Below are 26688 nucleotides of genomic sequence, written 5' to 3'. Positions count from 1 at the left end.
TCCATGGGCGCAGAGCAATGTCTCTGCGCCCACGTGCGCTTCAATCCTCCTTGATCGGCTCGACCGACAGGATTTCCACTGCATCGGCTTTTCCACCGAAATCCAGCTGCTCCCCCGCTTCGGCATCCATCATCGCGCGGGCTAGCGGGGAGGAAAAGCTGATCCGCTTCTCATTGGGGTTGGCTTCGTCGTCCCCCACGATCGAGACGGTCTTCTTCTGGCCGTTGAGCCGATAGGTAACGCGCACGCCAAAACTGACAGCGTCGCCATCCGCAACGGGCCTCAAATCCGCTGTGGCCAGCCGCGTGCGCCAGTAGCGCAGCTCGCGCTTATGCTTCTTCGCATCGTCTTCGCTCATCGCCGCGGTATCGATCGCTTCAAGCGCTTCCACCTTCTCGCGCGTCAGCCGCAATCCTCGCTGCGTCACCCAATTGGGGCCGGGCGGGATCGGTATCTCGAATGTGGGCTCCAGATGTTCCTCGTCGCTCTCGCGGCGAAAAGCGACACTCATGACATTCTCCTCAACAAGGCGTACCCCGCGCCCTCCCAAGAGGTCGAGAGCGCCTATGGTCATTTCAAGGCATGAACTCAGCTGAACGGCACGGCTGACCTGCTAATCTTCGTCGAACAGTCCCGCCAGCTGCTCCACCATCGTCCCGCCCAGTTGTTCGGCATCCATGATGGTGACGGCGCGCCGGTAATAGCGGGTGACGTCATGCCCGATGCCGATCGCGACCAGCTGTACCGGGGAGCGATTCTCGATCCACTCGATCACCTGCCGCAGATGGCGCTCCAGATAGGTGCCGCTGTTGACCGACAGCGTCGAATCATCGACCGGCGCGCCATCGGAAATCACCATCAATATGCGGCGTTCCTCATTACGCGCGATCAGCCGCTGATGCGCCCAGAGCAGCGCCTCACCGTCGATATTCTCCTTGAGCAGCCCCTCGCGCATCATCAGGCCAAGGTTGCGTCGCGCCCGCCGCCAGGGCTCGTCCGCCTTCTTGTAGATGATGTGGCGCAGGTCGTTGAGCCGCCCCGGCATCGGCGGGCGTCCGGCCGCGAGCCAATCCTCCCGGCTCTGTCCGCCCTTCCAGGCGCGCGTGGTAAAGCCCAATATCTCCGTCTTGACGCCACAGCGCTCCAGCGTGCGCGCCATGATATCGGCGCTGATCGCCGCGATGCTGATCGGCCGTCCACGCATGGAGCCGCTATTGTCGATCAGCAGTGTCACCACCGTGTCGCGAAATTCCGTGTCCCGCTCGACCTTGTAGGAGAGGGACCGGGTAGGATCGATCACGATCCGCGCGAGCCGGGCAGCGTCGAGCAGCCCTTCCTCCTGATCGAAGTCCCATGACCGGGATTGCTGCGCCATCAACCGGCGTTGCAGCCGGTTGGCGAGCTTGGTGACGGCTCCCTGCAAGCTCACCAGCTGCTGGTCGAGGAAGCCGCGCAGGCGATTGAGTTCATCCTCGTCGCACAAATCATCGGCGGTGACGATCTCGTCATGCGCGATCGTATAGGGCTTATAGTCGAAGCCCGGCGGCAGATCGGACATCGGCCGGTTGGGCCGGACGGGCATCATGCCCTCATCGCCCATGTCGTCGGCGCCCTGATCGCTGTCGGCGTCGAAATCGTCGCTATATTCGGTTTCACCTTCTTCGGTGTCGCCGCCCTTGTCCTCGGCCCGCGCCTCGGCGTTCATGTCGCTGTCGCCGGACTCCTCTTCGCCCGAATCGCCTTCTTCCTGTTGTTCTTCCTCGTCCTCGCCTTCGTCCTGCGGTTCCTCTTCGTCGGTGGGGGGCGGCGCGTCGCTTTCGACCAGCTGAAGATGCTCCAGCATCGCCTGGGCGAGCTTCTGGAAAGCGCGCTGGTCGTCGATGGCGAGGCCCAGCGCATCAAGGTCGGCGCCTGCCTTCTCCTCGATCCAGGCATCGACCATGGCCATGCCACCGGTCGCATCCTTTGGGATAGCCTGGCCGGTCAGCCGCTCACGCACCTTGAGCGCGAGCGCTGTCGACAGCGGCACTTCATCGGCAGAGCGTGCCCGGCGCAGCGGATCGGACTTCAGCCGCAACTCCAGCGCATGGTTGAGGTTGGCCCGCACGCCTTCCATCGCCCGCGACCCGATAGCCTCCACACGCGCCTGCTCGACCGCGTCATAGACGGCGCGCGCGGTGGCGTCGGCTGGCGCAGCGTTGGCATGCAGCTTCAGATTATGATGCCGCAGCCGCAGCGCATTGGCGTCGGCAAAGCCCCGGGCGAGCGCGACCTGGTCGGGGGGCAGGTTGCGGCCGGGCGTCGGCACCTTGATCGCCTTGCCCGCCATATGCGGGGCGTCCGCGGTAAAGCCGACCTCGACCTCCGCATCGCGCGCGATCGACCGGGCCGCGCCGGACAGCACGTCCTTGAAAGCATCCAGGGGCGAACGCTCCGCCATCAGTCGAGCAGCCTTTCTCGCAGCAGTTGCCGCGCGCCCTCGTCCATCCCCAGCGGACCGGCCAAATATCCTTCAATGCCGCCATGGCTGCTGTCCAGCTCGGCAAAAAAGCTGTCGAGATACGCTTCATCCACGGTCAATAATGGCTCCAGCGCCTCGGCCCGTGCCGACCATGCCCGCGCGACCAGCGTGCTGCGTTGGGTCAGCAGCCAATCCCAGTCGGCATGTTCATTGGTCAACAAATAATCATCGACTATCGTTTCCCGCGGCACGCCCAATGCTGCCAATATCAACGCAGCGCCGACACCAGTGCGGTCTTTCCCCGCCGAGCAGTTGATGATGATCGGCACGCGTCCGGCCAGGATCTGAGCGAACATCGCGCGATAGGATGCGGCATGGTCCAGCGGGATGGCGCGATACAGCGCAATCATCGCGTGACGCATGTCCTGCGCGGTCGCGTCCTTGCGCTTCAGCATCTCGCCCAGGACGCCGCTGCTTTCGCTATAGTCGCGGCAGAAATAATCGACTTCCGCTCCATGCCAGAGCGTCGGCTCCGCGCTCCGTTCATTGCCTCGCCGGAAATCACAGATCGCCTGGATGCCGAGCGAACGCAAATGCGCCGCGTCCGCTTCGCTCAGCAGTGCCATGGTGCCCGACCGGAACAACATGCCTCGCCGGACGACGCGCCCATCGGCGGTCGCATAGCCGCCGAAATCGCGCAGGTTGAACGCGCGCTCCAGCGGCAGGCGGCGGCCGGGACCAACCGGAGCGTTGGTCTCCGTCACGGCCGCTCAGCCTCGCCGACAGGCGGCACGGCGACGGTTTCGATCCGTGTCTCCACCTCGCTCATCAGCTTGTGAACGGGGCAGCGCGCGGCGACGCCGATCAGCGTATCATGCTGCTCCTGCGTCAATGGCCCGCCTAGCGCGATCCGCGTCGTAAGCCGATAGATGCCGTCCCGCTCCTCGCTCGCATCGCGGATGACGCCGACATGGATGTCCTCGACCGGAATGCCCTTTCGCTGCGCATACCAAAGCATCGTCATCGCCTTGCATGCGCCCAATGCCGAATCATACAGGTCATGCGGATCAGGACCGGCGTCATGGCCATCGGGCGGCGTCATATCGACGATCAACTCATGGCCCCGGATGTTGACCCGGTGCGCGCTGCCATCCGGCGCGATGCGCTCGACGACGATCATCGCGTCACGCCGCCCGGTGGGCGACGCTTTCCGGCAGGTCCTTGCCGAACACGCGCTGATAATATTCCGCCACCAGCGGCCGCTCCGCCTCATCACATTTGTTGAGGAAGGACAGGCGGAAGGCGAAGCCGACATTCTTGAAGATGAGCGCATTCTGCGCCCAGCTGATGACGGTGCGCGGGCTCATCACGGTCGAAATGTCGCCGTTGATGAAGCCTTGGCGGGTAAGCTCCGCCACCTTGATCATATTTTCGACTTCCTTGCGGCCGCCCTCATGATCATATTCGCCCGACTTGGCGAGCACGATCTGCGCCTCGGTCGCAGCGGGCAGATAGTTCAGCGTCACGACCAGGTTCCACCGGTCCATCTGTCCCTGGTTGATCTGCTGCGTGCCATGATAAAGGCCGGTCGTGTCGCCCAGGCCCACCGTGTTGGCGGTCGCGAACAGGCGGAAATGCGGGTTGGGCCGAATGACCCGGTTCTGGTCGAGCAAGGTCATCTTGCCGTCGGTTTCCAGCACGCGCTGGATCACGAACATCACATCGGGACGCCCGGCATCATATTCGTCGAACACCAACGCTACCGGGCGCTGCAACGCCCATGGCAGCAAGCCTTCGCGGAATTCCGTCACCTGTTGCCCGTCGCGCAGCACGATGGCGTCGCGGCCGACAAGGTCGATGCGGCTGATATGCGCGTCGAGGTTGATGCGGATGCAGGGCCAGCGGAGGCGCGCCGCGATCTGCTCGATATGGCTGGACTTGCCCGTGCCATGATAGCCCTGCACCATGACGCGCCTGTTATAGGCAAAGCCCGCCAGGATCGCGAGCGTCGTATCCGGATCGAACACATAGGCGGGATCAAGATCAGGCACGCGCTCGTCCGCTTCGGAAAAGGCCGGGATCTTCATGTCGACGTCGACACCGAACGTCTCGCGTGCATCGACCTCACGGTCGGGCGCGGCCAGCAGCGTCTCTGATCGTGTATCGGGCTGGACGTTCGGAATGTCGGTCATCGGTCTTCTTTCTGTTCGGTCTCCTCCGCCCTAACGTAAGGCGAAGGCCGGTGTCGAGTAGCCAATCGGCGCGGTGCGGACTGCCCGCTCAGACAAAGGCAGGCGCCTTGCGCAGCAGGCCATAGGCCTCGATCACGCCCTGCAGGGCGCTTTCGTGGCTGCGGTCGCCGCCATTGTGATCGGGATGATAGCGCCGCAGCAGCTCCGTATAACGCTGCCGCAACGCCTTGCGATCCGCATCGACGGGCAATCCCATCACGGACAGCGCCTTGCGATCGTCGTTGGACAGGAATTTGCCGTCTTGCCGCATCTGGTTGTCAGCCCGCGCCTTTGCCACCCGCTCCCTGAACTTGGCGCCGATCGCGTCGAGCGGGTCCTGGAAGTCCGACCATTTGGGCGGCGGGCTGGCGGCGTTCGATGAAAAGGCACGCGTTTCCCGTTCCCACCCTGCATAGGGGCGTTGTGCGGCGGCGATCTCATCGGGGCTCATGCCGGTGAAGAAATTATAGCCCTGGTTGAACTCCTGCACATGGCCGAGGCACAGCCAGCGCCAGCGCGGACCTTCCTGGTTCGGCCGCCCGCCTTCCAATGGCGGCGCGCGAAACTCGCCCGGCTCGGTGCATCCTTCGACCGCGCAAGGGCGATCGCTCTCCACGCGGCCATGGAAGCGGTTGAAACGGCGGGTCGAGAAGGGATCGGTAGACAAATTTGCCCTGATGCATGGTGGAACAAAGGGCCTATATAGGTGCGATGAGCATCCAACTGAAAGGCCCGGTGGCCACAGAGATTGAGCAGCGGCTACGCGCCGCCCTGTCACCAGAGCAACTCGCCGTGATCGACGACAGCGAAATGCATCGCGGCCACGCCGGACATGATGGATCGGGCGAAAGCCACTTTACGGTGGAGATCGTCTCGGCTGAATTTGCGGGCAAGAATCGTGTCGCGCGGCAGCGGTTGGTCAACACGGCGCTGGCCGACCTGCTCCGCGACAAGGTGCACGCGCTGGCGATCAAGGCGCGCGCGCCCGGCGAAGCCTGATCAGGGGACACTATATGAAGCCAGACGACCTCATCATTCAGACGATCACGCCGACCACGCACGATCTGGGTGATTTCCGCGTCCACCGCTCCTTGCCTGCGCCGGGCCGGACGATGGTAGGCCCCTTCATCTTCTTCGATCAGGCTGGGCCAGCGAGGATCGGCGCGGGGCAGGGCATCGACGTGCGCCCCCATCCGCACATCAACCTCGCGACTGTCACCTACATGTTCGAGGGCGCCTTTCTCCATCGGGACTCGCTGGGCACCGAACAGCTGATAGAGCCGGGCGCGATCAACCTGATGACCGCGGGTAGCGGCATCGTCCATTCCGAACGCTCGCCCGACAGCGACCGTGCGCGGGAGTCCAAGCTCTCGGCCATCCAGACCTGGCTGGCGCTTCCCGACGGCGTCGAGGAAATGGCGCCTGCCTTTGAACATGTCAGCGAAGGCGGGCTACCGGTCATCGATTGCGGTCGGGCCAATGCGCGGGTCATCATGGGCAGCCTGTGGGGTGCAACTTCGCCGGTCACCACCTATGCCGACACCATCTATGCCGATATCCAGCTGATGCCGGGCGGCAGCGTCCCGATCGATGCTGACGCTGATGAGCGTGCCCTTTATGTCGCTGGTGGAGACGCAGCGATCGATGGCGTGCCGCTATTACCGCAGACACTTTACGTGCTGCGCCCCGGCACCCGCGCCACGTTGATGAGCGTCGATGGCGGCCGGGTGATGTATTGCGGCGGTGAGGCCTTCCAGACGCCGCGCCATGTATGGTGGAACTTCGTTTCATCCTCCAAGGACCGCCTTTTCCAGGCGCGCGAGGATTGGGAAGCGATGCGCTTCCCGTTGATCCCGGGAGATGATCAGGAGTTCATTCCGATCCCGCAGGGGCGGCCAAAGACGGTGAGCTATCCGTAGGTGCAACGGAACCCATCCTCCGTTCGGGCTGAGCCTGTCGAAGCCTCTTCCTTATTTTAAGAGAAGCCCTTCGACGGGCTCAGGGCGAACGGGCCGGCAGTTCGGTTCTGTCCTGCCGGATAAGGCCTACGCAGCGGCGCGTTACTGCACGAAAGTCAGCGACAGATTCTCGGCATTCTTGGGAATATCGATCCGGCTCTCGTTGATCGACGCTTCTTCACCCGGTTTCAGGCTGGTGCGGTCAGCCTTCGTCGTCCAGCTGAACACCAACCGGTTCTGCTGGTCGCGCAACTGCACCAGCACCGGTGGCACCGGCAGGGTCTCCTTCCCACTGTTCACGATCCGCGCGCCGAACGCGAAATATTCTTCGCCGGTCGGCAGCTTCCGGCGTTCGGCAGGCTTGGAAAGATAAAAGAGCAGGTCGGGATCGCCTTCCTCGGACACCAGGCCCAGATTGACGGCCCAGCTCGGCGTTCCGAAATACCAGAGCGCGCCGCCGACACCGCCGATCAATAGGCAGAACAGCACCGCTGCATAGGTCCAAAGCTTCAGCCTGTTGCGGCGCGGCTTCACCGGGGCGGCGGAGAGTTCCTCAGCATCCTCCCGCACGCGGCCATAGATGTCGTCGACCCGATTGTCGCTCTGCGCTGCCGCCACGAAGGGAGCAGCCGCCGTGACGGGCTTGGGCGCGGGTGCCGGGGCTGCCTCTTCCACAGGCTCCGGATCAGCCTCCGTCTCGACAGGCGCAGGAGCGGTGGGTGCCGGGGCTGACACGGGTGGAGGTGGAGGGGGAGGCGGGGCGGGAGGTGCTTCGGCAGCAACCGGCGCGTGCGCCTCCACCATGGCCTCTTCCCGGGGCGCCAATACTGGCCCTTCCTGGAACCAGCTATGTTTGCAGGAGGCGCAGCGAACCTGGCGGCCATTGGGGCCGACGGCGCTGTCCGGCACAATATAGCGCGTGGCGCAATTGGGACACACCAGGATCATGACGCTTCATAGGCATGGCTTTGACTCGAGGGCAAGCGGCATTGAAGGGCAGGGCCGAAGATGGCGCGACTCGGCGGTTTGCAACGCCTTGGGCTTTACGCCAGCCCGCCCCCTGTGCCATGGCTGCATGGCAGGGGAAGCAGGGAGCGCGCGGGCGCATCAACCAAGGCATGTCGGCGATCGTACAGTTCGAAAATGTCGGCCTGCGCTATGGTCTGGATAGCGAGACGCTGTCCGACGTCAGCTTCTCCCTCCATGGCGGCGGCTTCTATTTCCTCACCGGTGCTTCGGGCGCGGGGAAGACGTCCCTTTTGAAGCTGCTCTATCTGGCCCAGCGGCCGAGCCGCGGCGTCATTCGCCTGTTCGGTGAGGATGTGGTGACGCTGCCCCGCAAGCGCCTGCCCGGCTTCCGTCGGCGCATCGGCGTGGTCTTTCAGGATTTCCGGCTGGTTTCTCACTTGTCGGCCTATGACAATATCGCCTTGCCCCTGCGCGTCGCAGGCATGGCGGAGAGCGAGATCGACGCGTCCGTTTCCGAAATGCTCAACTGGGTCGGCCTTGGCGATCGCGGGCAGGCGCGTCCGGCCACCTTGTCAGGCGGAGAGCAACAGCGCGTCGCCATCGCCCGCGCCGTCATCGCCCGGCCCGAAATTCTCGTCGCCGACGAACCCACCGGCAACGTCGACGCCGACATGGCCCGCCGCCTTCTGACCTTGTTCGAGGCGCTCAATCGTCTCGGCACCACGATCGTGGTCGCTACCCACGACCTGCCGCTCATAGGTCAGGTTCAGGGCGCGCAGATGATGCGGCTGGACAAGGGGCGCCTGTCGGACCCAACCGGAGCGCTGCGTTATCCGCCCCGGCCGCAAGGCGTGGCAGCATCATGACGGGCGCGGACCGCCGCGCTGCTGCCGCCGCGCGTCATCGGCTGCTGCCCGAGGGTCGCGTTGCCGGGCCCATGCCCTGGGTCATCGCGATCATGATGTTCCTGACCGTGCTTGCGGCGGCATCGGGCCTTGGCCTTGCCGCGGCCGTTCAATCCGTGGGTGCGGACCTTGCCGGTCGCGCCACGATCCAGATCGTGGAGGCCAATGCCGACCGTCGCGAGGAACTGAGCGGCGCTGCTGCCCGTCTCCTCCGCAAATCGCCCGACGTTCGCGCGGTCCGTCCGGTGGACCCCGCCACGCTTGCCGATCAGATCAGGCCATGGCTCGGCCAGGATGCCGCCAGCGGCGACCTCCCCATCCCTGCGTTGATCGATGTCGAGCTCACCCCCGGAGCGACGGCGGCCAAGGTTCAGCGTCTGAACCGCGCCCTCGCCGCCCTTTCGCCCCGCATCCGCGTGGAGCCGCATGCGGCATTTCTCCGGCCGCTCGGCAGCCTCCTCACCGCTCTTGGCAGCCTTGCGGCCGGGATCGTGCTGCTGATGGCGCTCGCCACCGCCGCCATTGTTGTCCTTGCTGCCCGCGCGGCGCATGATAGCCATCGCGGCACCATCGACGTGCTGCACCTGATGGGCGCCACCGATGTTCAGATCGCCCGGCTCTTCCAGCGGCGCATCGGCCTAGACGCTCTTTTCGGCGGCTTGCTCGGGTTCGTTACCGCCTTGCTCGTCATCATCCTGCTGGGCACGCGGCTCGCCGCCACCGGTTCTGACCTGCTCGCGGCGATCAGCCTCCCCTGGACCAGCTGGCTGATCCTTGTCCTGCTGCCCATCGGCGGCGTTCTTCTTTCGACGCTTGCCGCGCGCTGGACTGTGCTGCGATCGCTGGGGCGGCTGCTATGATCGTCCGCCTGTTCGCTGTCTCGCTTCTCGCCTGGATGCTTGGCTTCGCCTGGTTCGCAATCTTCCTGCCGCAGCCGCTCGACGGTCGTCCGACCGATGCCATCGTCGTGCTGACCGGCGGGGCTGGCCGGATCGATCGGGGCCTCGCCCTGCTAGAGGAAGGCGCGGCGAAGCGCATGCTGATATCCGGCGTCGACCGGTCCGTGCGACCTGCCGAACTGGCGGCGCAATATGACCGGCCCGAGCGGCTGTTTTCCTGCTGCATCACCCTTGGCCGCGAAGCCATCGACACCCGCTCCAATGCCATCGAGACGGCTCATTGGCTCGAGCGGCGGCATTTTCGCACCGTCCGCTTGATCACGACTGACTGGCACATGCGCCGCGCAGCACTGGAACTGCGCCAGGCAGTGCCGAACAAGCTGACGATCATTTATGACGCCGTGCCCAGCCGGCCCAGCCTCACCATGTTGATGCGGGAATATAATAAATATCTGCTCCGCCGCGCCGCCGCGCTCGTCGGCATCTAGAAGGACGGCGCCATGATCACTGCCCTCCGTTCGCTCGCCTTCATGCTGGTCTTTTACAGTGGATCGCTGCTGCTGGTCCTTTTCGCGCTGCTGGTGGCGTGGCCGTGGCCTGCCGGGGTTCAGGTGATCGCGACGGCATGGAGCCGCTTTCACCGCTTCTGCACAAGATGGCTGCTGGGGCAGAAGATACGCATCGTCGGCGACCTGCCCGAAGGCCGCTATCTCTATATCGTCAAGCATGAGTCGATGTTTGAGACAATCGATCTGCTGTGCGTCTTCGATCGGCCAGTGATCGCCGCTAAACGCGAGTTGCTAGATATTCCGTTATGGGGACAGATCGCGCGGCTCTACGGCCTGATCCCGGTCGAGCGCAGCGCGGGGGCCAGCGCCTTGCGGACTTTGCGCGCCGCCGCGCGTGCGGCAACTGACCAGGGGCGCGCAGTCTGCCTTTTCCCGGAGGGGACGCGGGTGCCCCATGGGGAAAGCCCGCCGCTGCGTGCTGGTTTTGCCGGGCTCTATTCCCTGCTGGGCCTGCCGGTCGTGCCCATCGCAGTGGACAGCGGCCGCCTGTCACCGCGCGGCAAATTCATGAAGCGCCCTGGCATCATCACCTACAAGGTCGGGGATGTCGTGCCCACAGGCCTCGATCGCCGGGAGGCCGAAGCCCGCGTCCATGCCGCGATCAACGCGCTTAATCCGCCGCCGAGCGCCGCCTAATGCGATCGCCCGAAATCGGGCTTTGGATCATCCTGTCCCTGTTCGATGATGGACCGACGGATCGCCCGGGTCTTCGTGAACAGGTTGAACAGCGTGTCACCGTCGTTCCAGCGAATTGCCCGCTGCAGCGCTGACAAGTCTTCCGAAAAGCGTTGCAGCATCTCCAGCACCGCGTCCTTGTTCGCCAGGAACACGTCACGCCACATGGTCGGGTCCGACGCGGCGATACGGGTGAAATCGCGAAAGCCACCGGCCGAATATTTGATCACCTCGGACTGGGTGACATCCTCCAGGTCGCTGGCCGTGCCGACGATCGTATAGGCGATAAGGTGCGGCAGGTGGCTGGTCACCGCGAGCACCAGGTCATGATGCTGCGGGTCCATCGTTTCCACGTCCGCACCGATCCGGTGCCATAGTTCAGAGACGCGCTCGACCGCCACGGGATCGGCATCGGCGGGCGGAGTGACGATGCACCAGCGCCCCCGGAAGAGGCTGGCGAACCCCGCTTCCGGCCCGCTATTTTCGGTGCCAGCGACAGGATGCGCCGGGATGATCATGCGCTCCGGAAGAGCGCCGCTCAGCTGCGCCAGCACATCGGCCTTGCATGATCCCACGTCACTGACGATCGCATCGGCAGGTAAATCGTCCGCAATTTCCGCAGCCGCCGCGCCCATTGCCCTCACCGGAACGCACAGCACGACCAGATCCGCATCCGTCACGCTCGCGCCCGCCGTGTCGGTAACATCGTCGCACAGGTCGATGGCGCGCGCGATCTCCCGCACGCGCGCGTCGGCATCATGGCCGGTTACGCGCACCGTCGGCATATATTCGCGGATCGCCCGCGCCAGGCTCGATCCGATGAGGCCAAGGCCGATGATGGTGACGCGCGCGAAGGGCAGCATGTCAGGCCGTTTCCGCCATGGCGCGCAGCTTGGCCGCGACCGCGCGGACTTGTTCCTCCGTGCCGATGGTGATGCGAAGACCGTTGGGAAGCCCTTGCCCCGGCAGCCACCGGGTCGCGAAGCCTTCGTCCCAAAGGCCTTTCATCGCAGCTTCGGCGGTCAGCTTGCCGTTGAAGAGGATCAGCAGGAAGTTCGCCTTGCTCGGCACGGCCCGCAGGCCATGGTTCGACAAGGCCGCGATCTCATCGGCCAGCCACTGCCGCCATTGCCGGTTATGCGCCCGGCTCGCCTCGACCCACGCCTGATCCGTCACCGCCGCGATGGCGGCCGATTGTCCAGCCGTGGTCACGTTGAAGGGCGCGCGGATGCGATGCAGCGCATCAATGATCTCAGCGCTGGCATAGCCCCAGCCGATCCGCTCAGCCGCGAGACCGTAGATCTTCGAAAAGGTGCGCGTGACAAGCACGTTGCTGGCGTTCCTGGCCAGCTCTAACCCGCCATCATCCTCGTTCGCGTCCAGATATTCGGCATAGGCCTGATCCAGCACAAACAGAATATCGGGCCGCAGAGATGCATGCAGCCGCGCGATCTCCTCGCGCGGGGTCATCGTGCCCGTGGGATTGTTCGGGTTGGCCAGGAAAACGACCTTGGTCTTTTCCGTCACGCAGGCCAGCAATGCGTCCACGTCGGTCGCATAATCCTTGTCAGGCGCGATGACTGGCGTGGCGCCGACCCGGCGCGCCGCGATGTCGTAGACCGAAAAGCCGTATTTGACGTAGAGTATCTCGTCGCCCGGCCCGGCATAGGCGCTGGCCGCGATGTGCAGCAGCTCGTCCGATCCGGTGCCGTAGATCACCCGCGCGGGATCAAGCCCATGTACCGCCGCGATCGCTTCGCGCATCTTCGCTGCGCCGGGATCGGGATATGTGGCAAGGTCCGCTGTCGCGGCGATGAGGGCGGCGCGTGCCGCCTCTCCGGTGCCCAGCGGGTTTTCATTCGCGCTCAGCTTGATCAGCGGACGCCCGTCATCGGCCGCTGCCTTGCCGGGCACATAGGGCGAGATGCCTAGAATCCATTCCTTGGGTGCGGGTTTGGTCATGCGCGCGCTTTAGCGTCATCCGCACCAAAGGCAAAGCGCTGCTATATGACCGGCGTAACCAGCGCTTTGCCCGCTGCCCACGCGTCCAGATTGGCGAGCACGAGGTCGGCCATCGCCTTGCGCGTGTTTATCGTAGCGCTTCCCTGGTGCGGTTGCAGCACGACATTGTCCATGGTGAACAGGGCTTCGGGGACCTGCGGCTCGTTCACGAACACGTCCAGCCCCGCGCCGCCGATCCGCCCTTCGGTCAACGCCGCCACCAGCGCATCCTCATCGACGACGCTTCCACGGCTGATATTGATGAGCATGCCTTGCGGGCCGAGCGCATCCAGCATCGCGGCGTCGACCAGCCCGTGTGCTTCCGGTCCGCCAGACGTCGCGACGATGATCACCTCGCTTTCTCGCGCGAAGGCGATCCGATCCTGCACATAGCGATAGGGCGAGCCTGCGACCGGCCTGCGATTGTGATAGATGATCTCGCTCGCAACCGGCTCCAACCGCCGCGCGATCGCCCGGCCGATCCGCCCCAGTCCCAATATGCCGATCCGGCGCCCGGTGACGCTTCCGCTCAGCGCCACTTGTTGCCCAAGCGCCCATTTGCCGGATCGCGCCATCCGATCATTGGCGGCGATGTTGCGCACGGCCGCGTAGAGCAGCCCTACTGCCAGATCGGCCACATCGTCGGTCAGCACGTCAGGCGTGTTGCTGACCTTGATCCCCTTCTTTCGCGCATGCGCGACATCGACCTTGTCATAGCCGACGGAAAAAAGGCCGATCATCTCCAGCCGAGGCAGCGCATCCATTATCGCCGCAGAAGCGCCCACCGAACCAAAGGACACCAGCGCCCGCGCCTCCCGCACGGCACCGTCCAGCGCGGTCGGATCGGCGTCCGCCGCCACCTCATGCACCCGGAAGCGTGCCTTCAGCTGCTCCTCCAGATAAGGGGATAGCGGTCCATAAGCGACGATCGGAATGTGGGTCTGACTCATGCAGTGGTCCTAGCCGATCCCCACCCGATTGACAGCACCCCTCCACGGTCCTAGCCCGCTTCCACCATGGCCAGCGCCTCCTCCACCGACGACAGCCGTTTCGGCCTTCGCCGCCAAGTCCGCCTCGCCGGCCCCCTCCGGCTGGACAGCGGCGCGGTCCTCGCGCCCGTCGATATCGCCTATGAAACCTACGGCGCGATGAATGCTGACGGCTCCAACGTCATCCTCATCTGCCATGCGCTGACCGGCGACCAATATGTCGCGTCCGATCATCCAGTCACCGGCAAGCCCGGATGGTGGTGGCGCATGGTGGGGGAGGGGAAGCCCGTCGATCCCGCACGGCATTTCATCGTCTGCGCCAATGTGATCGGCAGCTGCATGGGCTCCAGTGGCCCGGCCAGCATCGACCCTGCCAGCAACACCCCATATGCCATGCGCTTTCCCGTGCTCACCATCGCCGACATGGTGCGCGCGCAGGCGCTGTTGCTCGATCATCTCGGGGTAGGCCGCCTTGCTGCCGTCATTGGTGGCTCAATGGGCGGCATGCAGGCACTTAGCTGGCCGACCATCTTCCCCAACCGCGTCGAAAGCTGCATTGTCATCGCCTCGACCGCCCGCCACAGCGCTCAAAACATCGCCTTCCACGAAGTCGGGCGCCAGGCGATCATGGCCGATCCCAACTGGCGCGGGGGCGACTATTATGCCGATGGCCAAGTGCCCAGCGCAGGCCTTGCCGTCGCGCGCATGGCGGCGCACATCACCTATCTTTCCGAAGCAGGCCTCACCGAGAAATTCGGCCGCCGCCTGCAGGGGAGGGACGCCAAGACCTTCGGCTTCGACGCCGACTTCCAGGTGGAAAGCTACCTGCGCCACCAAGGCTTGAGTTTCGTCGAACGGTTCGACGCCAACTCCTATCTCTACATCACCCGCGCGATGGACTATTATGACATTGCGGAGGATCATGGCGGCAGCCTCGCCACCGCCTTCGCGCCTTCCAAAGCGCGCTTCTGTCTGGTCAGCTTCGATACCGACTGGCTCTATCCCACGGCGGAATCCCGCGTCATCGTCCACGCCCTCAACGCCAGCGGCGCGCAGGCGAGCTTCGTCGAACTGTCGAGCCCCTTCGGACATGACGCCTTCCTGCTCGAATGCCCTGAACTCAACCGCGTGGTCGACGGCTTCCTGAAGGGCGGCCGCGCATGAGCGAAGAGGGATTGCGTCCCGACCTTGCCCTCATCGCCCGCACCGTCACGCCCGGCGCGCGCGTGCTGGACGTCGGCTGCGGCGACGGCGCGCTGATGGCCGCGCTCCGCGACGCCAAGCAGGTCGACGCGCGCGGGCTGGAAATCGACGGCGATAATGTCGCAGCCGCTGTCGGGCGGGGCCTCTCCGTAGTGCAGGGCGACGCCGATACCGACCTTGCCTATTATCCCGACGCCAGCTTCGACTATGCGATCTTGAGCCAGACACTCCAGACCACCCGTCGCCCGGACTTGGTGGTGGAGGAACTGCTGCGCATCGGCCGCCAGGCGTTCGTGTCCTTCCCCAACTTCGCCCATTGGCGCGGAAGGCTCTCGCTGATGTGGGGCGGCCGCATGCCGGTGACGCGTCTGCTGCCCGACACCTGGTACGACACGCTCAACATTCATCATGTCACGGTCGATGACTTCCGTGCGCTGGTGAAGGAACGCGGCTGGAAGATCGATGGCCAGTGGTTCCTGAAGGGCGACAAGGAAACTACGCACGCGAACGCGAACCTCTTCGCCGAGCACGCTGTCTTCCTGCTGCGGCGCGGCTAAAGCAGAACCGCAGCATCCCCTTCCCGCCACGGCTCCATCCGCAGCATCGCGCGCGCAAACAAGGGCGATCCCGTCAGCCGGTCCAGCCAGTTTCTCACCAGCGGAATGGGCTGCGCAGCAAACCATTGCGGCTCCACGGCGGCGAACTGCCGCACAAAGGGAAAGATGGCGATATCCGCCAGCCTCCGCTGCTCGCCGGTAAGGTAATTGCTCCGCTCCAGCCGCGCCTCAAGCCCAGCCAGTATTTTCATCGCCGCGCACCGATGTTCCAGCGGATCGGAACCATAGCGGCTCACATATTTGTACCGGTCGAGATGATGCTTGAACGCCCCGTCATTGCGCGCGATCAGGGCTGCATCATCCCCGTCAAGCCAGCCTTCGGGATCATGCCGCGACAGCGCCCAGCGCATAATGTCCAGACTCTCGTCGATCACGCCGCCATTCGGCAGGACCAGCACCGGCACCGTGCCTTTAGGCGAGGCCGCGATCAGTTCCGCCGGTTTGTCACGCAACGCCACCTCGCGCAGCACCACCTTCTGCCCGCTGGCGATCAGCGCCATCCGCGCCCGCATGGCATAGGGGCATCGCCGGAAGCTGTAGAGGATGGCGGTCATTCGGCGTCCGCCAATGCCTCAACGCTCCTTGGTTGCGCTGAACTTCACCTTTGGATGCCGCTCCTGCTGATAGCCGATGTCCCACGCGCTCTTGGCCATGAACACCAGATTGCCGTCCCGGTCCTTCGCCATATTGGCCCCGTTGAACGACACCAGATCCTTGATCGCCGCATCGTCACCGGAAATCCAGCGCGCCGTGTCGAAAGGCGAAGCCTCCAGCCCGGCCGCCACCTTATACTCGGCCTCTAGCCGCGAAATCAGCACGTCCAGCTGCAACTGCCCGACCACGCCGACGATCCAGTTCGATCCGATCTCCGGATAGAAGACCTGGATCACGCCTTCTTCGGACAGGTCGTCAAGCGCCTTCCTCAACTGCTTCGTCTTGGTCGGGTCCTTGAGTGCCACGCGCCGCAGGATTTCCGGCGCGAAATTCGGCAGGCCGGTAAAGCGCACGCCCGCCTTTTCCGACAGCGTATCACCCACCCGCAATGTCCCGTGATTGGGAATGCCGATGATGTCGCCCGGAAACGCCTCGTCCGCAATCTCGCGGTCCTGCGCGAAAAAGAGGATCGGCGAATGCACCGCGATCGGCTTGCCACTGCCAGATGGCGTCAGCTTCATCCCCCGCCGGAACTTGCCCGAACATAACCGCATGAACGCGATCCGATCGCGGTGCTGCGGGTCCATATTCGCCTGCACCTTGAAGATGAAGCCGGTCACTTCGCTATCTTCCGGCTCCACCGGCGCGGGCTCGGCCGGCTGCGCCCGCGGCGGTGGCGCATGGGCGGCAAGCGCATCGATCAGCTCGGTCACGCCGAACAGCTTGAGCGCCGACCCGAAATAGACCGGCGTCAAATCGCCATGCCGATAGGCGGCCAGATCGAAATCGGCGTAGCCGCCCACGGCCAGCTCCGCTTCCTCGCGCAGCTTCTCCAGCCCCCGCCCGGATACATGCTCGGCCAGCGCATCGTCATCGATGCCCTCGACAAACACTTCCTTGCCCTCGAACTCCTTGGAAGGGCCGCTAGGCTGACGAAGCCGGTTCTTGGCGAAATCGTAAATCCCCTCGAACTCACCGCCCATGCCGACCGGCCAGCTCATCGGGCACACATCCAGCGCCAGCGCGTCGGCCACCTCGTCCAGCAGCGCAAACGTATCACGTCCCTCGCGGTCCACCTTGTTGACGAAGGTGATGATCGGCACGTTGCGCAGACGGCAGACCTCGAACAGCTTGCGCGTCTGCGGCTCGATGCCCTTGGCGGCGTCGATCACCATGACGGCGGAATCGACGGCGGTCAGCGTGCGATAGGTGTCTTCGGAAAAGTCTTCGTGCCCCGGCGTGTCGAGCAGGTTGAACGTGATCCCATCACGCTCGAACGTCATGACCGAGGACGTCACGGAAATGCCGCGCTGCTGCTCGATCTTCATCCAGTCAGACCGCGCCCGCCGGTTCGCCCCGCGCGCCTTGACCTCACCGGCCAGGTGAATCGCGCCACCTTCCAGCAGCAGCTTTTCGGTCAGCGTCGTCTTACCGGCGTCAGGGTGGGAAATGATCGCGAAGGTACGGCGGGATGGAATGGTCATGGCGCGCCATATAGCGAATGTGGGCGGATTCGCCAGCCGTGCGTCCGAACGCCGCCGTGCTCCTGCGAAGGCAGGAGCCCAGCCCTACGATTGATCTGGCTCCTGCCTTCGCAGGAGCACATGGCGCTTCGACTCAGACGAAGCTTATTCCACCACCGTCACGTCCATGCGGAACCGCCGCTCATCCCCCGGCAGCAGCCGCATGATGCCCTGCTTTTCCCAAACGTCGCCCACAAAGCCGACCAGGTCGGCCATGCCCGCCCAAGGCTCCACGCACAGATAATGGGCGCCAGGCTTCTGCCACAACCCCAGCCAGGGCGTATCGGGAAAGTCGATCTTCAACCGCGTCTGCCCCGGCACGCCCCACAACAAGCTGTGGCTCGCCAGCTCGTCCCAGATCAGCGCGTCGCCTTCGAACATCGCATGGCTGGGCGTCAGAACATTGCCCTCGACAGGCGACGGCACCTTCTCCCGCGCGATCAGTCCGGGCTCATCCCCCACCTTCCGGATCGGAGCGGCCTCCGCCTTCCCGAACTCCACTACATGCGCGTCTGCCGCTCCACCATAAGGCAGCGGCCAGGCAAAGGCGGGATGATAGCCAAAGGAAAAGGGCATATCCGCCTCGCCCCGGTTCATCACGGTAGCCGTCATCATCAACGTGCCGCCTGCAACCGCGAACTGCATGTCGAGCCGGAAATCGAACGGATAGACCGCCCGCGTTTCCGCATCAGCCTCCAGCCGAAAGGTCACCGATTCGGGCAGATGCTCCACCTGCGCAAAGGCCATTCGCCGGGCAAATCCATGCTGCGGCATTGGATAGTCCCGCCCGCCATGCCGATAGCTGTCGCCTCGTGACCGCCCGACGAAGGGAAAGAGCAAAGGCGCATGCCCCGTCCACCAACGCGGATTGGCATCGGTCATCAGTTCCCGGCCCTGCGCGTCGGTGAGCGACCAAAGCTCCGCGCCCAGCGGATTGATGCTGGCGGTGAGGCCGTCCGAAGCGATCGTAATCAACTCGTCCATCGCACACCCCCTGTATGATGTTCACTGGGTCAATCGAGATCGTCACCCCGGACTTGATCGGGGGTCCCGCTTCCTCGTTCGCATGGCTGAAGAAAAGCGGGGTCCCGGGTCAAGCCCGGGACGACGGCAAGGAAACTACCGCAGGTTCAGCCCCTCCCTACCCCCCGTTCGTTTCGAGCGAAGTCGAGATCGAACCAAACCGCCTGGATTACCCCCGCAAAGTCCCGCCCAACTTCTCCGCAGCCTTCACCACCGCAGCACTGATGGCGTCCAACTCCTCTTGCGAGAAGCTCTTCTCCCCCGGCTGCAACGTCACCTCGATGGCCAGGCTCTTGCGCCCCTCATCGACGCCCGGGCCGACAAACACATCAAACAACCGTGCATCGACGATCGCCTTCTTGTCCGCGCCTTTGACCGCGCGCACCAGCGCGTCCGCCTCCACTGCCTCATCGACGACAAAGGCGAAGTCCCGCTTTACCGCCTGCAATGCAGGCGGCGCATAGGGCGCGCGCATGAAGCCGCTCTTCCGCTTCGCCGGGATCGCATCCAGGAAGATCTGGCCCGCGACTACAGTGCCGGTCAGGCCAAATTGCTTAGCCAGCGAAGGATGCAGCACCCCGAACTCGGCCAGCACCACTTTCGGCCCCAGCCGCAATGTGCCCGATTGCCCCGGGTGATAGGCCGCTGAAGCCTCGCCAAAGCTTTGCAGGTTCGCCACCGGCGCGCCAGCGGCCGCCAGCAGCGCCAATACTTCCGCCTTGGCATCGAAGGCCGAGAAAGCCTGTGCCTTCCCTGTCTCCCACCCGCGCGGCGTTTTCTCGCCCGCCAACAGGAATCCAGCCGTCGCCCGCTCCTTGTCAGCGAAATAGCGCCGTCCCACCTCAAACAGCCGCACCGAAGCCGCGCCGCGATCCATGTTCCGCCGTGCCGCCGACAGCAGCCCGGGCAGCAGCGAAGGCCGCATCACCTTCAAATCCTCTGAAATCGGATTGGCGAGTGTCCAGTCGCCGCCGCCGACTGACGCGGCTTCCTTCTCCGAGATGAAGGACCAGTTGATCGCCTCGGCCAAGCCGCGCGCCGCTGCCGTCCGGCGGACCCGCCGTTCGACCAGTTGCTCCGCCGTCGCCGTCGGCCGCGCCACGCCGGGTGCGCGGGGCAGGGGGGTGGAGGGCACCTGATCCAGCCCGACGATCCGCACCACTTCCTCGACCAGATCGGGCCAGCCGTCGACGTCCCGCCGCCAGCTCGGCACGGAAACGCTCCAATGGGCGGGCGTCGTCACCGGCATGCCGTCTTCATATTCGAAGGTGGCGTCATGCCCCTCCACGCCAAAGCCCAGGCTTTCGAGGATGCGCTTCTGCTCGTCATCGCTCACATAGACGCCTGCCAGCGCCAGGCATTGCGACGGCTCGTAGCGGACGATCTTGTTGGCGACCGGCGGCTCACCGGCACGCGTCGCCTGGCTCGGCGTGCCGCCGCACAGCTTCACCACCAGGTCGGTCGCGATCGACAGGCCGTCATCCAGGAAAGCCGGGTCCACCCCGCGCTCGAACCGTCCGCGTGCGTCGCTGGTCAGGCCCAGCTTCTGCCCGGTCACCGCAATCCGCTCCGGCGTGAAATAGGCGCATTCGATCAGCACGTCTGTCGTGGCGTCGGTCGCGCCCGAATGCTCGCCGCCCATGATGCCGCCAATGTCGTGCACCGCTTCATCGTCGGCGATGACGGTCATCGTCTCGTCAACCGTGTAGGTCTTGCCGTTGAGCGCCAGAACCTCTTCGCCCGCCTTGCCCTTTCGCGCCGTCAGCGGACCCTTCAGCGTCGCCATGTCATAGACATGCAGCGGACGGCCAAGGTCGATCATCAGATAATTGGTGATATCGACCAGCGTGCTGATCGGCTTCTGCCCGATGGCTTTCAGCCGCCGCGCCATCCATTCGGGCGACTGGCCGTTGGTGACGCCCCGCACCGTGCGCGCGAAGAAGGCCGGGCAGCCATCTTCATCCTCGACCCGGACGTCCGGCCCCGGACCCACGCCCTCCACCGTCGGCACGATGATCGGGTTGAGCGTGCCCAAGCCCGCCGCTGCCAGATCGCGCGCAATCCCCCGCACGCCCATGCAGTCCTGGCGATTAGGTGTTATACTCACATCAATCACCGGGTCATCGAGCCCCGCCCACCGGGCAAAGACCTCTCCCACCGGAGAATCCGCGTTTAATTCGATGATTCCTTCATGGTCTTCGCCCAGTTCCAGTTCGCGGAACGAACACATCATCCCGTTGGACTCGACCCCGCGAATGGCGGTCTTCTTCAAAACCATGCCATTCACCGGCACCACCGCGCCCTCGGTTCCGAACACGCCGACAAGGCCCGCGCGCGCATTGGGCGCACCGCAGACCACCTGCAAAGCGCCATCGCCCGCATCCACCGTCAGCACCTGCAACTTGTCTGCCTGCGGATGCGGTTCCGCCGTCAGCACCCTGGCAATGCGGAACGCGCCCAGCTTTTCGGCCGGATTCTCCACCCCCTCGACCTCCAGGCCGATGTTCGTCAGGCCCTTTAGGATCGTCGGCAGATCAGCATCGGTGTTGAGATGCGTCTTGAGCCAGCTCAGCGTGAACTTCATGCGCCCACTCCTCCGCTCAGCGTCGGCACGTCCAGCGCCGAAAAGCCATAATGTTTCAGCCAGCGCAGATCGCCGTCGAAGAAAGCGCGCAAGTCGTTCATCCCATATTTCAGCATGGCAAGCCGATCGACGCCCGTGCCGAACGCAAAGCCCTGCCACTCATCGGGGTCCAGCCCACACGCCTCGATCACCCGGCGGTTGACCATGCCGCTGCCCAGCACTTCCAGCCAGCCGCCGCCCGGCGCATCGCCGTCACCACCGATTACGCGCTGACCGTTCGTGAGCGTGTAACCCACATCCACTTCCACCGAAGGCTCGGTGAAGGGGAAGTAGCTCGGCCGCAGCCGCAGCACGATGTCGTCACGCTCGAAGAAAGCCTTGAGAAAGGTCTCCAGCGTCCACTTGAGGTGCCCAAGGGTGATGCCCTTGTCGATCACCAGCCCCTCGATCTGATGGAACATCGGCGTGTGCGTCGCGTCGCTGTCGGATCGATAGACCCGGCCCGGCGCGATGATGCGGATCGGCGGCTCGCCGTTCATCATCGTGCGGATCTGCACCGGCGACGTATGAGTGCGCAGCAGCATCTTCTTGCCCGATTCAGCGTCGGGGAAATAGAAGGTGTCATGCATCGCCCGCGCCGGATGCGTCTCGGGAATGTTGAGCGCCGTGAAATTATGCCAGTCGTCCTCGATCTCCGGCCCTGTCGCCACGGAGAAACCAAGGTCGGCGAAAATCTCCGCCAGTTCGTCCATCACCTGGCTCACCGGATGCACCGATCCCTGCGGGCCGATGTCGGCGGGCAGGGTCATGTCGATCTTCTCGGCCGCGAGCTTCGCGTCGAGCGCCGCCTGCTCCAGCGCGGCCCTCCTGTCCGCAAGCGCCGCCGTCACGCTTTCGCGCAGATCCTGGATCGGCGGCCCTTTCTCCAGCCGCTCCTCGGGGCTCATCGGCCCCAATGTCTTGAGCAGTCCCGTCACCACCCCATTCTTGCCCATGGCGCCGACGCGCAGCGCTTCCAGCGCATCGAGCGTATCGGCGGCATTGATGTCGGCGATCAGGCCGGCTTTCAGATTGGAAATCTCACTCATGATTTTCAGCAGTCCCGCGAAGGCGAAATATGAGCGGGCCTTAGCCGGGCGCGCGCGCCAAGAAAAGGGTCAGGCCCGCGCGCCCAGCAGCGCCCCGCCAAATCCAATGAAGAGCAGGCCCGTTCCTCGATTGAACAGCCGCTGCCGGTTGGCCGGCTCCAGCCAGCGCTTCAGCTTCATGCCGCCGAGCGCATAGACGCTGTACCAGAAGCTTTCGATCACCACGAAACTTGCCACCAGTATCGCCAGCTGCGCCGCGAAAGGCCGGGTGGTGTCGATGAACTGCGGAAACAGCGCGGCGGCAAAGATGATGAGCTTGGGATTGGACAGTCCTGTCAGCAGCGCCGTGCCATAAAGCCTGCTGGCGCGCTGTGCCTGCCCCGCGTCAGTATCGCCGCCGCCAGTTGCCGGAGCGCGCCATGCCTTGATTCCCAGCCAGATCAAATAGGCCACGCCCGCATAGCGCAGCACATCGAATAGGCGCGGCGACGCCTTCAGCAGCGCGCCCAGACCTAGCGCGGAGGCGATGAGGCACGGCAGCACCGCGCTCATCAGCCCCGCCATGGTGACCATCGCCTTGCGTGGACCATGGGCGATGCTCTGCGTCATCACATGCAGCATGTTCGGCCCCGGCGTGGCCGAGATCAGGAAAACCGCCGTGACATAGAGCCACCAGGCATGCAGCGACATGGGATCAGCCTCCTTTGCTCACCCTCGTTTGGGCTGAGCCTTTCAAAGCCGCGCGCCCTTCTACAGGCTCAGGGCGAACGGAGATTGGACTGAAAAACAAAAAGGGCGCCGGAAGCTTCTGCCCCGGCGCCCCTTGGACGATCTTTCGACCGTTCTATGCTCAGGCCGCGGGCAGCGCAGCCTTCGCCTGGGCGATGATGGCGCTGAACGCCTCGCCTTCGTGCATGGCGATATCGGCCAGGACCTTGCGGTCCAGATCGACGCCGGCCAGCTTCAGGCCGTGCATGAACTGAGAATAGGTCAGCCCTTCAGCGCGGACGCCAGCGTTGATGCGCTGGATCCACAAGCCACGGAAGGTACGCTTCTTGACCTTGCGGTCGCGATAAGCGTACTGGCCGGCCTTTTCGACAGCCTGGCGGGCGATGCGGATCGTATTCTTGCGACGGCCATAATAGCCCTTCGCCTGATCCAAAATCCTCTTATGCTTCGCCTTGGTGGTCGTACCACGTTTTACGCGTGCCATGTGCCTCTACTCCTTACTTCAGGCCGTAGGGCGCCCAGAGGCGCACGTGAGCCACGTCGGCGTCGGACATGACCGACGTGCCGCGGTTCTGGCGGATATATTTTGCGTTGTGGCTGATCAGGCGGTGACGCTTGCCAGCGACGCCGTGCTTGACCTTGCCGGAAGCGGTGAACTTGAAGCGCTTCTTCACACCGCTCTTGGTCTTGAGCTTGGGCATTTTCGTCTCCTTCTTCAGCGCGACGATTACGGACAGCCACGGCAGCCCTAGTTAGCCGGGCGGTCCTTCCAAATATCGCGAAGGGGCGCGCATAGTCGGAAGCACCTTCAAAGGCAAGGTGATTCGGACCCAAAGACGGGGATGGGCGTTCTTGCGCCATGGCCGATGCCGATCCCTTGCGGCCGGACACTCCGGCAAAAGAGGCTCCTGCGCCCGGCGGCGCGGCAGGAGGCATAGGCCATTATTGGTCCACCACACGCCAGAAATGGCGCAAGGTTCCGCTGCCCCTTCGCATCATTGCCTACATCATCGGCCTGATATTTCTGCTGTGGCTGATCCTGTTCATCACCAAGGGCCGGTTCCTCAAACATCCGTTCGAACGCTTCCTCACCAGCCGCCTGGAACGTCCGGTCAAGGTTGCTGGCGACTTCCAACTCTATTTCGCGCCCATCACCATCAAGTTCCGCGCCGAGGGGATGTCGATCGCCAACACGCCTTGGGCGAGCCGCCCGCATTTCTTCTATTCCGATCTTATCGATACGCGGATCGCACCGCTCAGCCTGATCTTCGGCGACAAATATCGCGTCCGCTGGCTTGAGCTTCGCAACGCCGCCGCTGACCTTGAATGGTCGCGGGATGGCAAGAGCAATACATGGACCTTCGGTGATCCGAACAAGAAGGGAGAGCCGCTCGACCTGCCGCTTATCCGCCGAGCGCTGCTCGCGGGGACGACCTTGCGGTATCGCGACCCCCGGATGCAGCTGTCGACCGACATACGCTTCGAAACCGTCAAGGCGCAGGATACACGCTTTGCAAGCGACATTCGCTTCTCCGGCGACGGCACGATGCGAAGCCGCCCCTTCACGCTGCGCGGAGGGCTGCTTTCACCCAACCAGACGATAACGGGCGGCAAGAACAGCCTCGCGCTCTACGCGCAGTCGGGGCCGACGATATTGGAGGTCAGCGGCACCTTGCCGGGTGCGACCGAGATTGAAGGAGCGGACCTGCGGCTGGTGACGCGCGGTCCCAATCTTGCGCTGCTGTTCGATTTCCTCGGCGTCGCCATTCCCGAAACCCGCACCTATCGCTTCACCTCCGCCCTCACGAAGCAGGACGGAGAATGGCGCTTCACTCATCTTAAGGGCCGGTTCGGAGACAGCGACCTTTCCGGCCGCATGACCGTTTCGCTGCCCAACGATCGCCTGCGCTTGAATGCGGACCTGGCTACCCGCACGCTCGACATAGTCGATGTAGGACCCTTCATCGGCTACAATCCCCAGAAACTGGAAAGGCAGGGCGCGAGTGGCGCGATCGAGAATGTCGGCGGCAGACCCCGCATCCTCCCGGATGCGCCGCTCCGGGTAGAGGCGCTGCGCAATTTCGACGCCAATGTCCGCTATGACGTGCGTCAGGTCCGGGCGCCCAACGTGCCGATCTCCAATATCCGCCTTACGCTCGCGCTGGAGCGCAGCCTGCTGACGCTGTCGCCGCTCACCTTCGACATGTCCGGCGGGCATGTCAGCTCGGACATAGAGATAAATGCGCGGGGCAAGCCGGTGCGCACCCGCTATGATGTCCGCCTCTCGCCCACGCCCATGGGCAAGCTGCTTGGCCGCTGGGGCGTCGAGGAATCGGGGACGACCGGCATTATCAAGGCACGGGCGCAGATGACCGGCCTTGGCGATACGGTGCATGACTCGCTCAGCACCGCGAATGGCAGGATTGCCGTCATCCTGCCTGCGGGCACCATGTGGGCGCGCAATGTGCAGCTTGCCGAACTCGATGTGGGCACCTTCATCACGAAGATGTTTGAAAAGAAGCTGAAGGAGCCTGTCCAGATCAACTGCGGGCTCATCGCCTTCACCGTCCGCAACGGCATCGCTGCGGCTGATCCGATCATCATCGATACCAAGAAGAATGTCATGCTGGGGCGGGGCGGCTTCTCCTTCCGTAACGAGAGCCTTGATCTTGTTTTCCGCGCCGATGGCAAGAAGTTCAGCCTGTTTTCGGGCCAGTCGCCGGTCGGCATCAACGGCTATTTCGCAAAGCCCGGCATCGACGTCATCAGTCCTGAACTGGTGGCGCGCGGCGGCGCGGCGGCAGCGCTCGGAATCGCGGCGAGCCCGCTCGCTGCCGTGTTGGCCTTTGTCGATGTAGGCGACGCCAAGAGCGCGGCTTGTGGCCCCGTCCTGGCGGGCGCGACGGCCGCTGCCCAGCGCACGAAGGACGGCAAGCCACGAGATGATGTCGGCCGGGGCACCACGTCAAAGGAAGAGTCAGGCAAGGCCAATGCCAGGCAGGAAAAGAAGCAGAAGAAGAAGTTTCTCGGAATCTTCTAGGACAATGCGGCGAATGCGACCTACAGCGCGGGCTGCGTCATGATCTCCGACACGTGCCGCTGGGATATCCAGACTGGCGACATCACCCGTTGTGCAACGGATGCGATCGTCAACGCCGCCAACAGCTCTCTACTTGGTGGAGGCGGGGTGGATGGCGCGATCCATCGGGCGGCAGGACCCGAACTGCTTGCCGAATGCCGCATGCTCGGTGGCTGTCCGGTGGGGGAGGCACGGATCACCCGCGGGTACAATCTGCCCGCTGCGCATGTCATCCATACTGTCGGCCCAGTGTGGCGGGGCGGGGGTGCAAGCGAAGGGGAGTTGCTCGCGAACTGCTACAAATCATCGCTCGGACTGGCGCGCGAAAACAGCCTCCGCAGCATCGCTTTCCCCGCCATTTCCACAGGCATTTATGGCTATCCGAAAGATGAGGCTTCGAAGGTAGCGGCCCGGACGGTGGGGGAAGAACTGGCTGCCTTTCCCTTGGCCTTCGACCTCATCCTCTTCATCTGCTTCGATGATGAAAGCAGGCGCATCTATGCTGAAGCGGTCGCCGGGCTCACAGCCTGA

At 64.2% G+C, this 26688-nt stretch carries 28 protein-coding genes; 10 read left to right on the top strand and 18 right to left on the bottom strand.

Features of this window, described 5'->3' with window-relative positions:
* Window positions 1-40: 40 nt before the first annotated feature.
* The 6 genes from MU848_RS02625 to MU848_RS02600 all read right to left on the bottom strand — a co-directional run bounded on the left by MU848_RS02625 (window position 41) and on the right by MU848_RS02600 (window position 5359).
* Window positions 41-511: a GreA/GreB family elongation factor gene (locus tag MU848_RS02625; RefSeq protein ID WP_247230052.1), complete on the bottom strand. Its 471-nt coding sequence runs from the start codon at window positions 509-511 to the stop codon at window positions 41-43.
* A gap of 102 nt (window positions 512-613) precedes the next feature.
* A complete protein-coding gene (gene cobT, locus MU848_RS02620; protein WP_097092597.1) occupies window positions 614-2440 on the bottom strand; it encodes a cobaltochelatase subunit CobT in 1827 nt (608 codons plus the stop codon).
* The gene (locus MU848_RS02615; protein WP_201515893.1) at window positions 2440-3225 is read right to left on the bottom strand and encodes a tyrosine-protein phosphatase; all 786 of its coding nucleotides are present in this window, start codon (window positions 3223-3225) and stop codon (window positions 2440-2442) included. Before MU848_RS02615 ends, cobT begins: the two co-directional genes overlap by 1 nt.
* Window positions 3222-3641 carry an OsmC family protein gene (locus MU848_RS02610; protein ID WP_247230049.1) on the bottom strand — a complete coding sequence of 140 codons (420 nt, stop codon included), beginning with the start codon at window positions 3639-3641 and terminating at the stop codon, window positions 3222-3224. The genes MU848_RS02615 and MU848_RS02610 overlap by 4 nt, the downstream gene beginning before the upstream one ends.
* Before the next feature lie 4 nt (window positions 3642-3645).
* Window positions 3646-4653 carry a cobaltochelatase subunit CobS gene (gene cobS / locus MU848_RS02605; RefSeq protein WP_097092594.1) on the bottom strand — a complete coding sequence of 336 codons (1008 nt, stop codon included), beginning with the start codon at window positions 4651-4653 and terminating at the stop codon, window positions 3646-3648.
* Between the two features lie 88 nt (window positions 4654-4741).
* Window positions 4742-5359: a J domain-containing protein gene (locus tag MU848_RS02600; RefSeq protein WP_247230047.1), complete on the bottom strand. Its 618-nt coding sequence runs from the start codon at window positions 5357-5359 to the stop codon at window positions 4742-4744.
* 44 nt (window positions 5360-5403) lie between these two features.
* On the opposite strand from MU848_RS02600, the gene MU848_RS02595 reads away from it, so the two are divergent.
* Both MU848_RS02595 and MU848_RS02590 read left to right on the top strand, forming a co-directional pair.
* On the top strand, window positions 5404-5691 hold the full coding sequence (locus tag MU848_RS02595; RefSeq protein ID WP_247230045.1) for a BolA family protein: 288 nt from the start codon (window positions 5404-5406) through the stop codon (window positions 5689-5691).
* 14 nt (window positions 5692-5705) lie between these two features.
* A complete protein-coding gene (locus MU848_RS02590; protein ID WP_247230043.1) occupies window positions 5706-6611 on the top strand; it encodes a pirin family protein in 906 nt (301 codons plus the stop codon).
* Between the two features lie 141 nt (window positions 6612-6752).
* On the opposite strand, the gene MU848_RS02585 is transcribed toward MU848_RS02590, so the two are convergent.
* Window positions 6753-7598, bottom strand: coding sequence for an MJ0042-type zinc finger domain-containing protein (locus tag MU848_RS02585; protein WP_247230041.1), 846 nt, complete (start codon window positions 7596-7598; stop codon window positions 6753-6755).
* Between the two features lie 170 nt (window positions 7599-7768).
* Here MU848_RS02585 and ftsE point away from each other — a divergent pair, with 170 nt between their 5' ends.
* The 4 genes from ftsE to MU848_RS02565 are packed head-to-tail and all read left to right on the top strand — an operon-like array spanning window position 7769 to window position 10628.
* Window positions 7769-8485: a cell division ATP-binding protein FtsE gene (gene ftsE, locus MU848_RS02580; RefSeq protein ID WP_247230097.1), complete on the top strand. Its 717-nt coding sequence runs from the start codon at window positions 7769-7771 to the stop codon at window positions 8483-8485.
* Window positions 8482-9384 carry a cell division protein FtsX gene (locus MU848_RS02575; protein WP_247230040.1) on the top strand — a complete coding sequence of 301 codons (903 nt, stop codon included), beginning with the start codon at window positions 8482-8484 and terminating at the stop codon, window positions 9382-9384. Before ftsE ends, MU848_RS02575 begins: the two co-directional genes overlap by 4 nt.
* Window positions 9381-9911: a YdcF family protein gene (locus tag MU848_RS02570; protein WP_097092589.1), complete on the top strand. Its 531-nt coding sequence runs from the start codon at window positions 9381-9383 to the stop codon at window positions 9909-9911. The genes MU848_RS02575 and MU848_RS02570 overlap by 4 nt, the downstream gene beginning before the upstream one ends.
* 12 nt (window positions 9912-9923) lie before the next feature.
* A complete protein-coding gene (locus tag MU848_RS02565; protein WP_247230038.1) occupies window positions 9924-10628 on the top strand; it encodes a lysophospholipid acyltransferase family protein in 705 nt (234 codons plus the stop codon).
* Here the strand turns inward: MU848_RS02565 and MU848_RS02560 are convergent.
* From MU848_RS02560 to MU848_RS02550, 3 genes are read right to left on the bottom strand one after another with little or no spacing between them, the layout of a single operon-like run.
* On the bottom strand, window positions 10625-11530 hold the full coding sequence (locus MU848_RS02560) for a prephenate/arogenate dehydrogenase family protein (RefSeq protein WP_247230036.1): 906 nt from the start codon (window positions 11528-11530) through the stop codon (window positions 10625-10627). The two genes, MU848_RS02565 and MU848_RS02560, sit on opposite strands and share 4 nt — an antisense overlap.
* A gap of 1 nt (window position 11531) precedes the next feature.
* Entirely contained in the window at window positions 11532-12629 is a 1098-nt protein-coding gene (hisC, locus tag MU848_RS02555) for a histidinol-phosphate transaminase (RefSeq protein ID WP_201515884.1), read from the bottom strand.
* 41 nt (window positions 12630-12670) lie between these two features.
* Entirely contained in the window at window positions 12671-13618 is a 948-nt protein-coding gene (locus tag MU848_RS02550; RefSeq protein ID WP_247230034.1) for a 2-hydroxyacid dehydrogenase, read from the bottom strand.
* A 66-nt stretch (window positions 13619-13684) separates the two neighbouring features.
* Here MU848_RS02550 and metX point away from each other — a divergent pair, with 66 nt between their 5' ends.
* Together metX and metW are read left to right on the top strand one after the other, a co-directional pair.
* Window positions 13685-14821 (top strand): homoserine O-acetyltransferase MetX, encoded by a 1137-nt coding sequence (metX, locus tag MU848_RS02545; protein ID WP_097092584.1) that lies wholly within the window; start codon window positions 13685-13687, stop codon window positions 14819-14821.
* A complete protein-coding gene (metW, locus tag MU848_RS02540) occupies window positions 14818-15417 on the top strand; it encodes a methionine biosynthesis protein MetW (protein ID WP_097092583.1) in 600 nt (199 codons plus the stop codon). Before metX ends, metW begins: the two co-directional genes overlap by 4 nt.
* Here metW and MU848_RS02535 read toward each other — a convergent pair.
* From MU848_RS02535 to rpmI, 8 genes are all read right to left on the bottom strand, one after another.
* Complete coding sequence (locus MU848_RS02535; RefSeq protein ID WP_247230032.1) at window positions 15414-16031, bottom strand: glutathione S-transferase; 618 nt, start codon at window positions 16029-16031, stop codon at window positions 15414-15416. The genes metW and MU848_RS02535 overlap by 4 nt on opposite strands.
* 18 nt (window positions 16032-16049) lie before the next feature.
* Window positions 16050-17615, bottom strand: a complete 1566-nt coding sequence (locus MU848_RS02530; RefSeq protein WP_247230029.1) for a peptide chain release factor 3 — start codon at window positions 17613-17615, stop codon at window positions 16050-16052.
* Window positions 17616-17759: 144 nt separating this feature from the next.
* Complete coding sequence (locus tag MU848_RS02525; protein WP_247230027.1) at window positions 17760-18638, bottom strand: aldose 1-epimerase family protein; 879 nt, start codon at window positions 18636-18638, stop codon at window positions 17760-17762.
* 208 nt (window positions 18639-18846) lie between these two features.
* The gene (pheT, locus tag MU848_RS02520) at window positions 18847-21261 is read right to left on the bottom strand and encodes a phenylalanine--tRNA ligase subunit beta (protein WP_247230025.1); all 2415 of its coding nucleotides are present in this window, start codon (window positions 21259-21261) and stop codon (window positions 18847-18849) included.
* The gene (gene pheS, locus MU848_RS02515; protein ID WP_247230023.1) at window positions 21258-22349 is read right to left on the bottom strand and encodes a phenylalanine--tRNA ligase subunit alpha; all 1092 of its coding nucleotides are present in this window, start codon (window positions 22347-22349) and stop codon (window positions 21258-21260) included. The genes pheT and pheS overlap by 4 nt, the downstream gene beginning before the upstream one ends.
* Window positions 22350-22418: 69 nt before the next feature.
* Window positions 22419-23039, bottom strand: coding sequence for a LysE family translocator (locus MU848_RS02510; RefSeq protein ID WP_247230021.1), 621 nt, complete (start codon window positions 23037-23039; stop codon window positions 22419-22421).
* 160 nt (window positions 23040-23199) lie between these two features.
* Entirely contained in the window at window positions 23200-23562 is a 363-nt protein-coding gene (rplT, locus tag MU848_RS02505) for a 50S ribosomal protein L20 (protein WP_022682430.1), read from the bottom strand.
* Between the two features lie 13 nt (window positions 23563-23575).
* Window positions 23576-23779 (bottom strand): 50S ribosomal protein L35, encoded by a 204-nt coding sequence (gene rpmI, locus MU848_RS02500; protein WP_007689506.1) that lies wholly within the window; start codon window positions 23777-23779, stop codon window positions 23576-23578.
* A 158-nt stretch (window positions 23780-23937) separates the two neighbouring features.
* On the opposite strand from rpmI, the gene MU848_RS02495 reads away from it, so the two are divergent.
* Entirely contained in the window at window positions 23938-26118 is a 2181-nt protein-coding gene (locus MU848_RS02495; protein ID WP_247230020.1) for an AsmA family protein, read from the top strand.
* Between the two features lie 39 nt (window positions 26119-26157).
* On the top strand, window positions 26158-26688 hold the full coding sequence (locus MU848_RS02490) for an O-acetyl-ADP-ribose deacetylase (RefSeq protein ID WP_247230018.1): 531 nt from the start codon (window positions 26158-26160) through the stop codon (window positions 26686-26688).

Origin of the sequence: Sphingobium agri (assembly GCF_023051225.1) — a bacterium.
In the GTDB taxonomy this organism is placed as follows: domain Bacteria; phylum Pseudomonadota; class Alphaproteobacteria; order Sphingomonadales; family Sphingomonadaceae; genus Sphingobium; species Sphingobium agri.
The sequence above is the reverse complement of the archived record's forward strand: the minus strand, read 5'-3'. Positions and strand labels throughout refer to the sequence as shown.

Coding starts and splice junctions, on each gene's coding strand:
- metW (WP_097092583.1), top strand. CDS start 14,818: ATGAGCGAAGAGGGATTGCGTCCCGACCTTGCCCTCATCGCCCGCACC.
- pheS (WP_247230023.1), bottom strand. CDS start 22,349: ATGAGTGAGATTTCCAATCTGAAAGCCGGCCTGATCGCCGACATCAAT.
- rpmI (WP_007689506.1), bottom strand. CDS start 23,779: ATGCCCAAGCTCAAGACCAAGAGCGGTGTGAAGAAGCGCTTCAAGTTC.
- MU848_RS02510 (WP_247230021.1), bottom strand. CDS start 23,039: ATGTCGCTGCATGCCTGGTGGCTCTATGTCACGGCGGTTTTCCTGATC.
- MU848_RS02595 (WP_247230045.1), top strand. CDS start 5,404: ATGAGCATCCAACTGAAAGGCCCGGTGGCCACAGAGATTGAGCAGCGG.
- MU848_RS02525 (WP_247230027.1), bottom strand. CDS start 18,638: ATGGACGAGTTGATTACGATCGCTTCGGACGGCCTCACCGCCAGCATC.
- MU848_RS02610 (WP_247230049.1), bottom strand. CDS start 3,641: ATGATCGTCGTCGAGCGCATCGCGCCGGATGGCAGCGCGCACCGGGTC.
- MU848_RS02585 (WP_247230041.1), bottom strand. CDS start 7,598: ATGATCCTGGTGTGTCCCAATTGCGCCACGCGCTATATTGTGCCGGAC.
- MU848_RS02625 (WP_247230052.1), bottom strand. CDS start 511: ATGAGTGTCGCTTTTCGCCGCGAGAGCGACGAGGAACATCTGGAGCCC.
- MU848_RS02590 (WP_247230043.1), top strand. CDS start 5,706: ATGAAGCCAGACGACCTCATCATTCAGACGATCACGCCGACCACGCAC.
- MU848_RS02535 (WP_247230032.1), bottom strand. CDS start 16,031: ATGACCGCCATCCTCTACAGCTTCCGGCGATGCCCCTATGCCATGCGG.
- MU848_RS02550 (WP_247230034.1), bottom strand. CDS start 13,618: ATGAGTCAGACCCACATTCCGATCGTCGCTTATGGACCGCTATCCCCT.
- MU848_RS02570 (WP_097092589.1), top strand. CDS start 9,381: ATGATCGTCCGCCTGTTCGCTGTCTCGCTTCTCGCCTGGATGCTTGGC.
- MU848_RS02495 (WP_247230020.1), top strand. CDS start 23,938: ATGGCCGATGCCGATCCCTTGCGGCCGGACACTCCGGCAAAAGAGGCT.
- cobT (WP_097092597.1), bottom strand. CDS start 2,440: ATGGCGGAGCGTTCGCCCCTGGATGCTTTCAAGGACGTGCTGTCCGGC.
- MU848_RS02575 (WP_247230040.1), top strand. CDS start 8,482: ATGACGGGCGCGGACCGCCGCGCTGCTGCCGCCGCGCGTCATCGGCTG.
- MU848_RS02490 (WP_247230018.1), top strand. CDS start 26,158: ATGATCTCCGACACGTGCCGCTGGGATATCCAGACTGGCGACATCACC.
- ftsE (WP_247230097.1), top strand. CDS start 7,769: ATGTCGGCGATCGTACAGTTCGAAAATGTCGGCCTGCGCTATGGTCTG.
- rplT (WP_022682430.1), bottom strand. CDS start 23,562: ATGGCACGCGTAAAACGTGGTACGACCACCAAGGCGAAGCATAAGAGG.
- cobS (WP_097092594.1), bottom strand. CDS start 4,653: ATGACCGACATTCCGAACGTCCAGCCCGATACACGATCAGAGACGCTG.
- MU848_RS02565 (WP_247230038.1), top strand. CDS start 9,924: ATGATCACTGCCCTCCGTTCGCTCGCCTTCATGCTGGTCTTTTACAGT.
- MU848_RS02530 (WP_247230029.1), bottom strand. CDS start 17,615: ATGACCATTCCATCCCGCCGTACCTTCGCGATCATTTCCCACCCTGAC.
- metX (WP_097092584.1), top strand. CDS start 13,685: ATGGCCAGCGCCTCCTCCACCGACGACAGCCGTTTCGGCCTTCGCCGC.
- pheT (WP_247230025.1), bottom strand. CDS start 21,261: ATGAAGTTCACGCTGAGCTGGCTCAAGACGCATCTCAACACCGATGCT.
- MU848_RS02560 (WP_247230036.1), bottom strand. CDS start 11,530: ATGCTGCCCTTCGCGCGCGTCACCATCATCGGCCTTGGCCTCATCGGA.
- hisC (WP_201515884.1), bottom strand. CDS start 12,629: ATGACCAAACCCGCACCCAAGGAATGGATTCTAGGCATCTCGCCCTAT.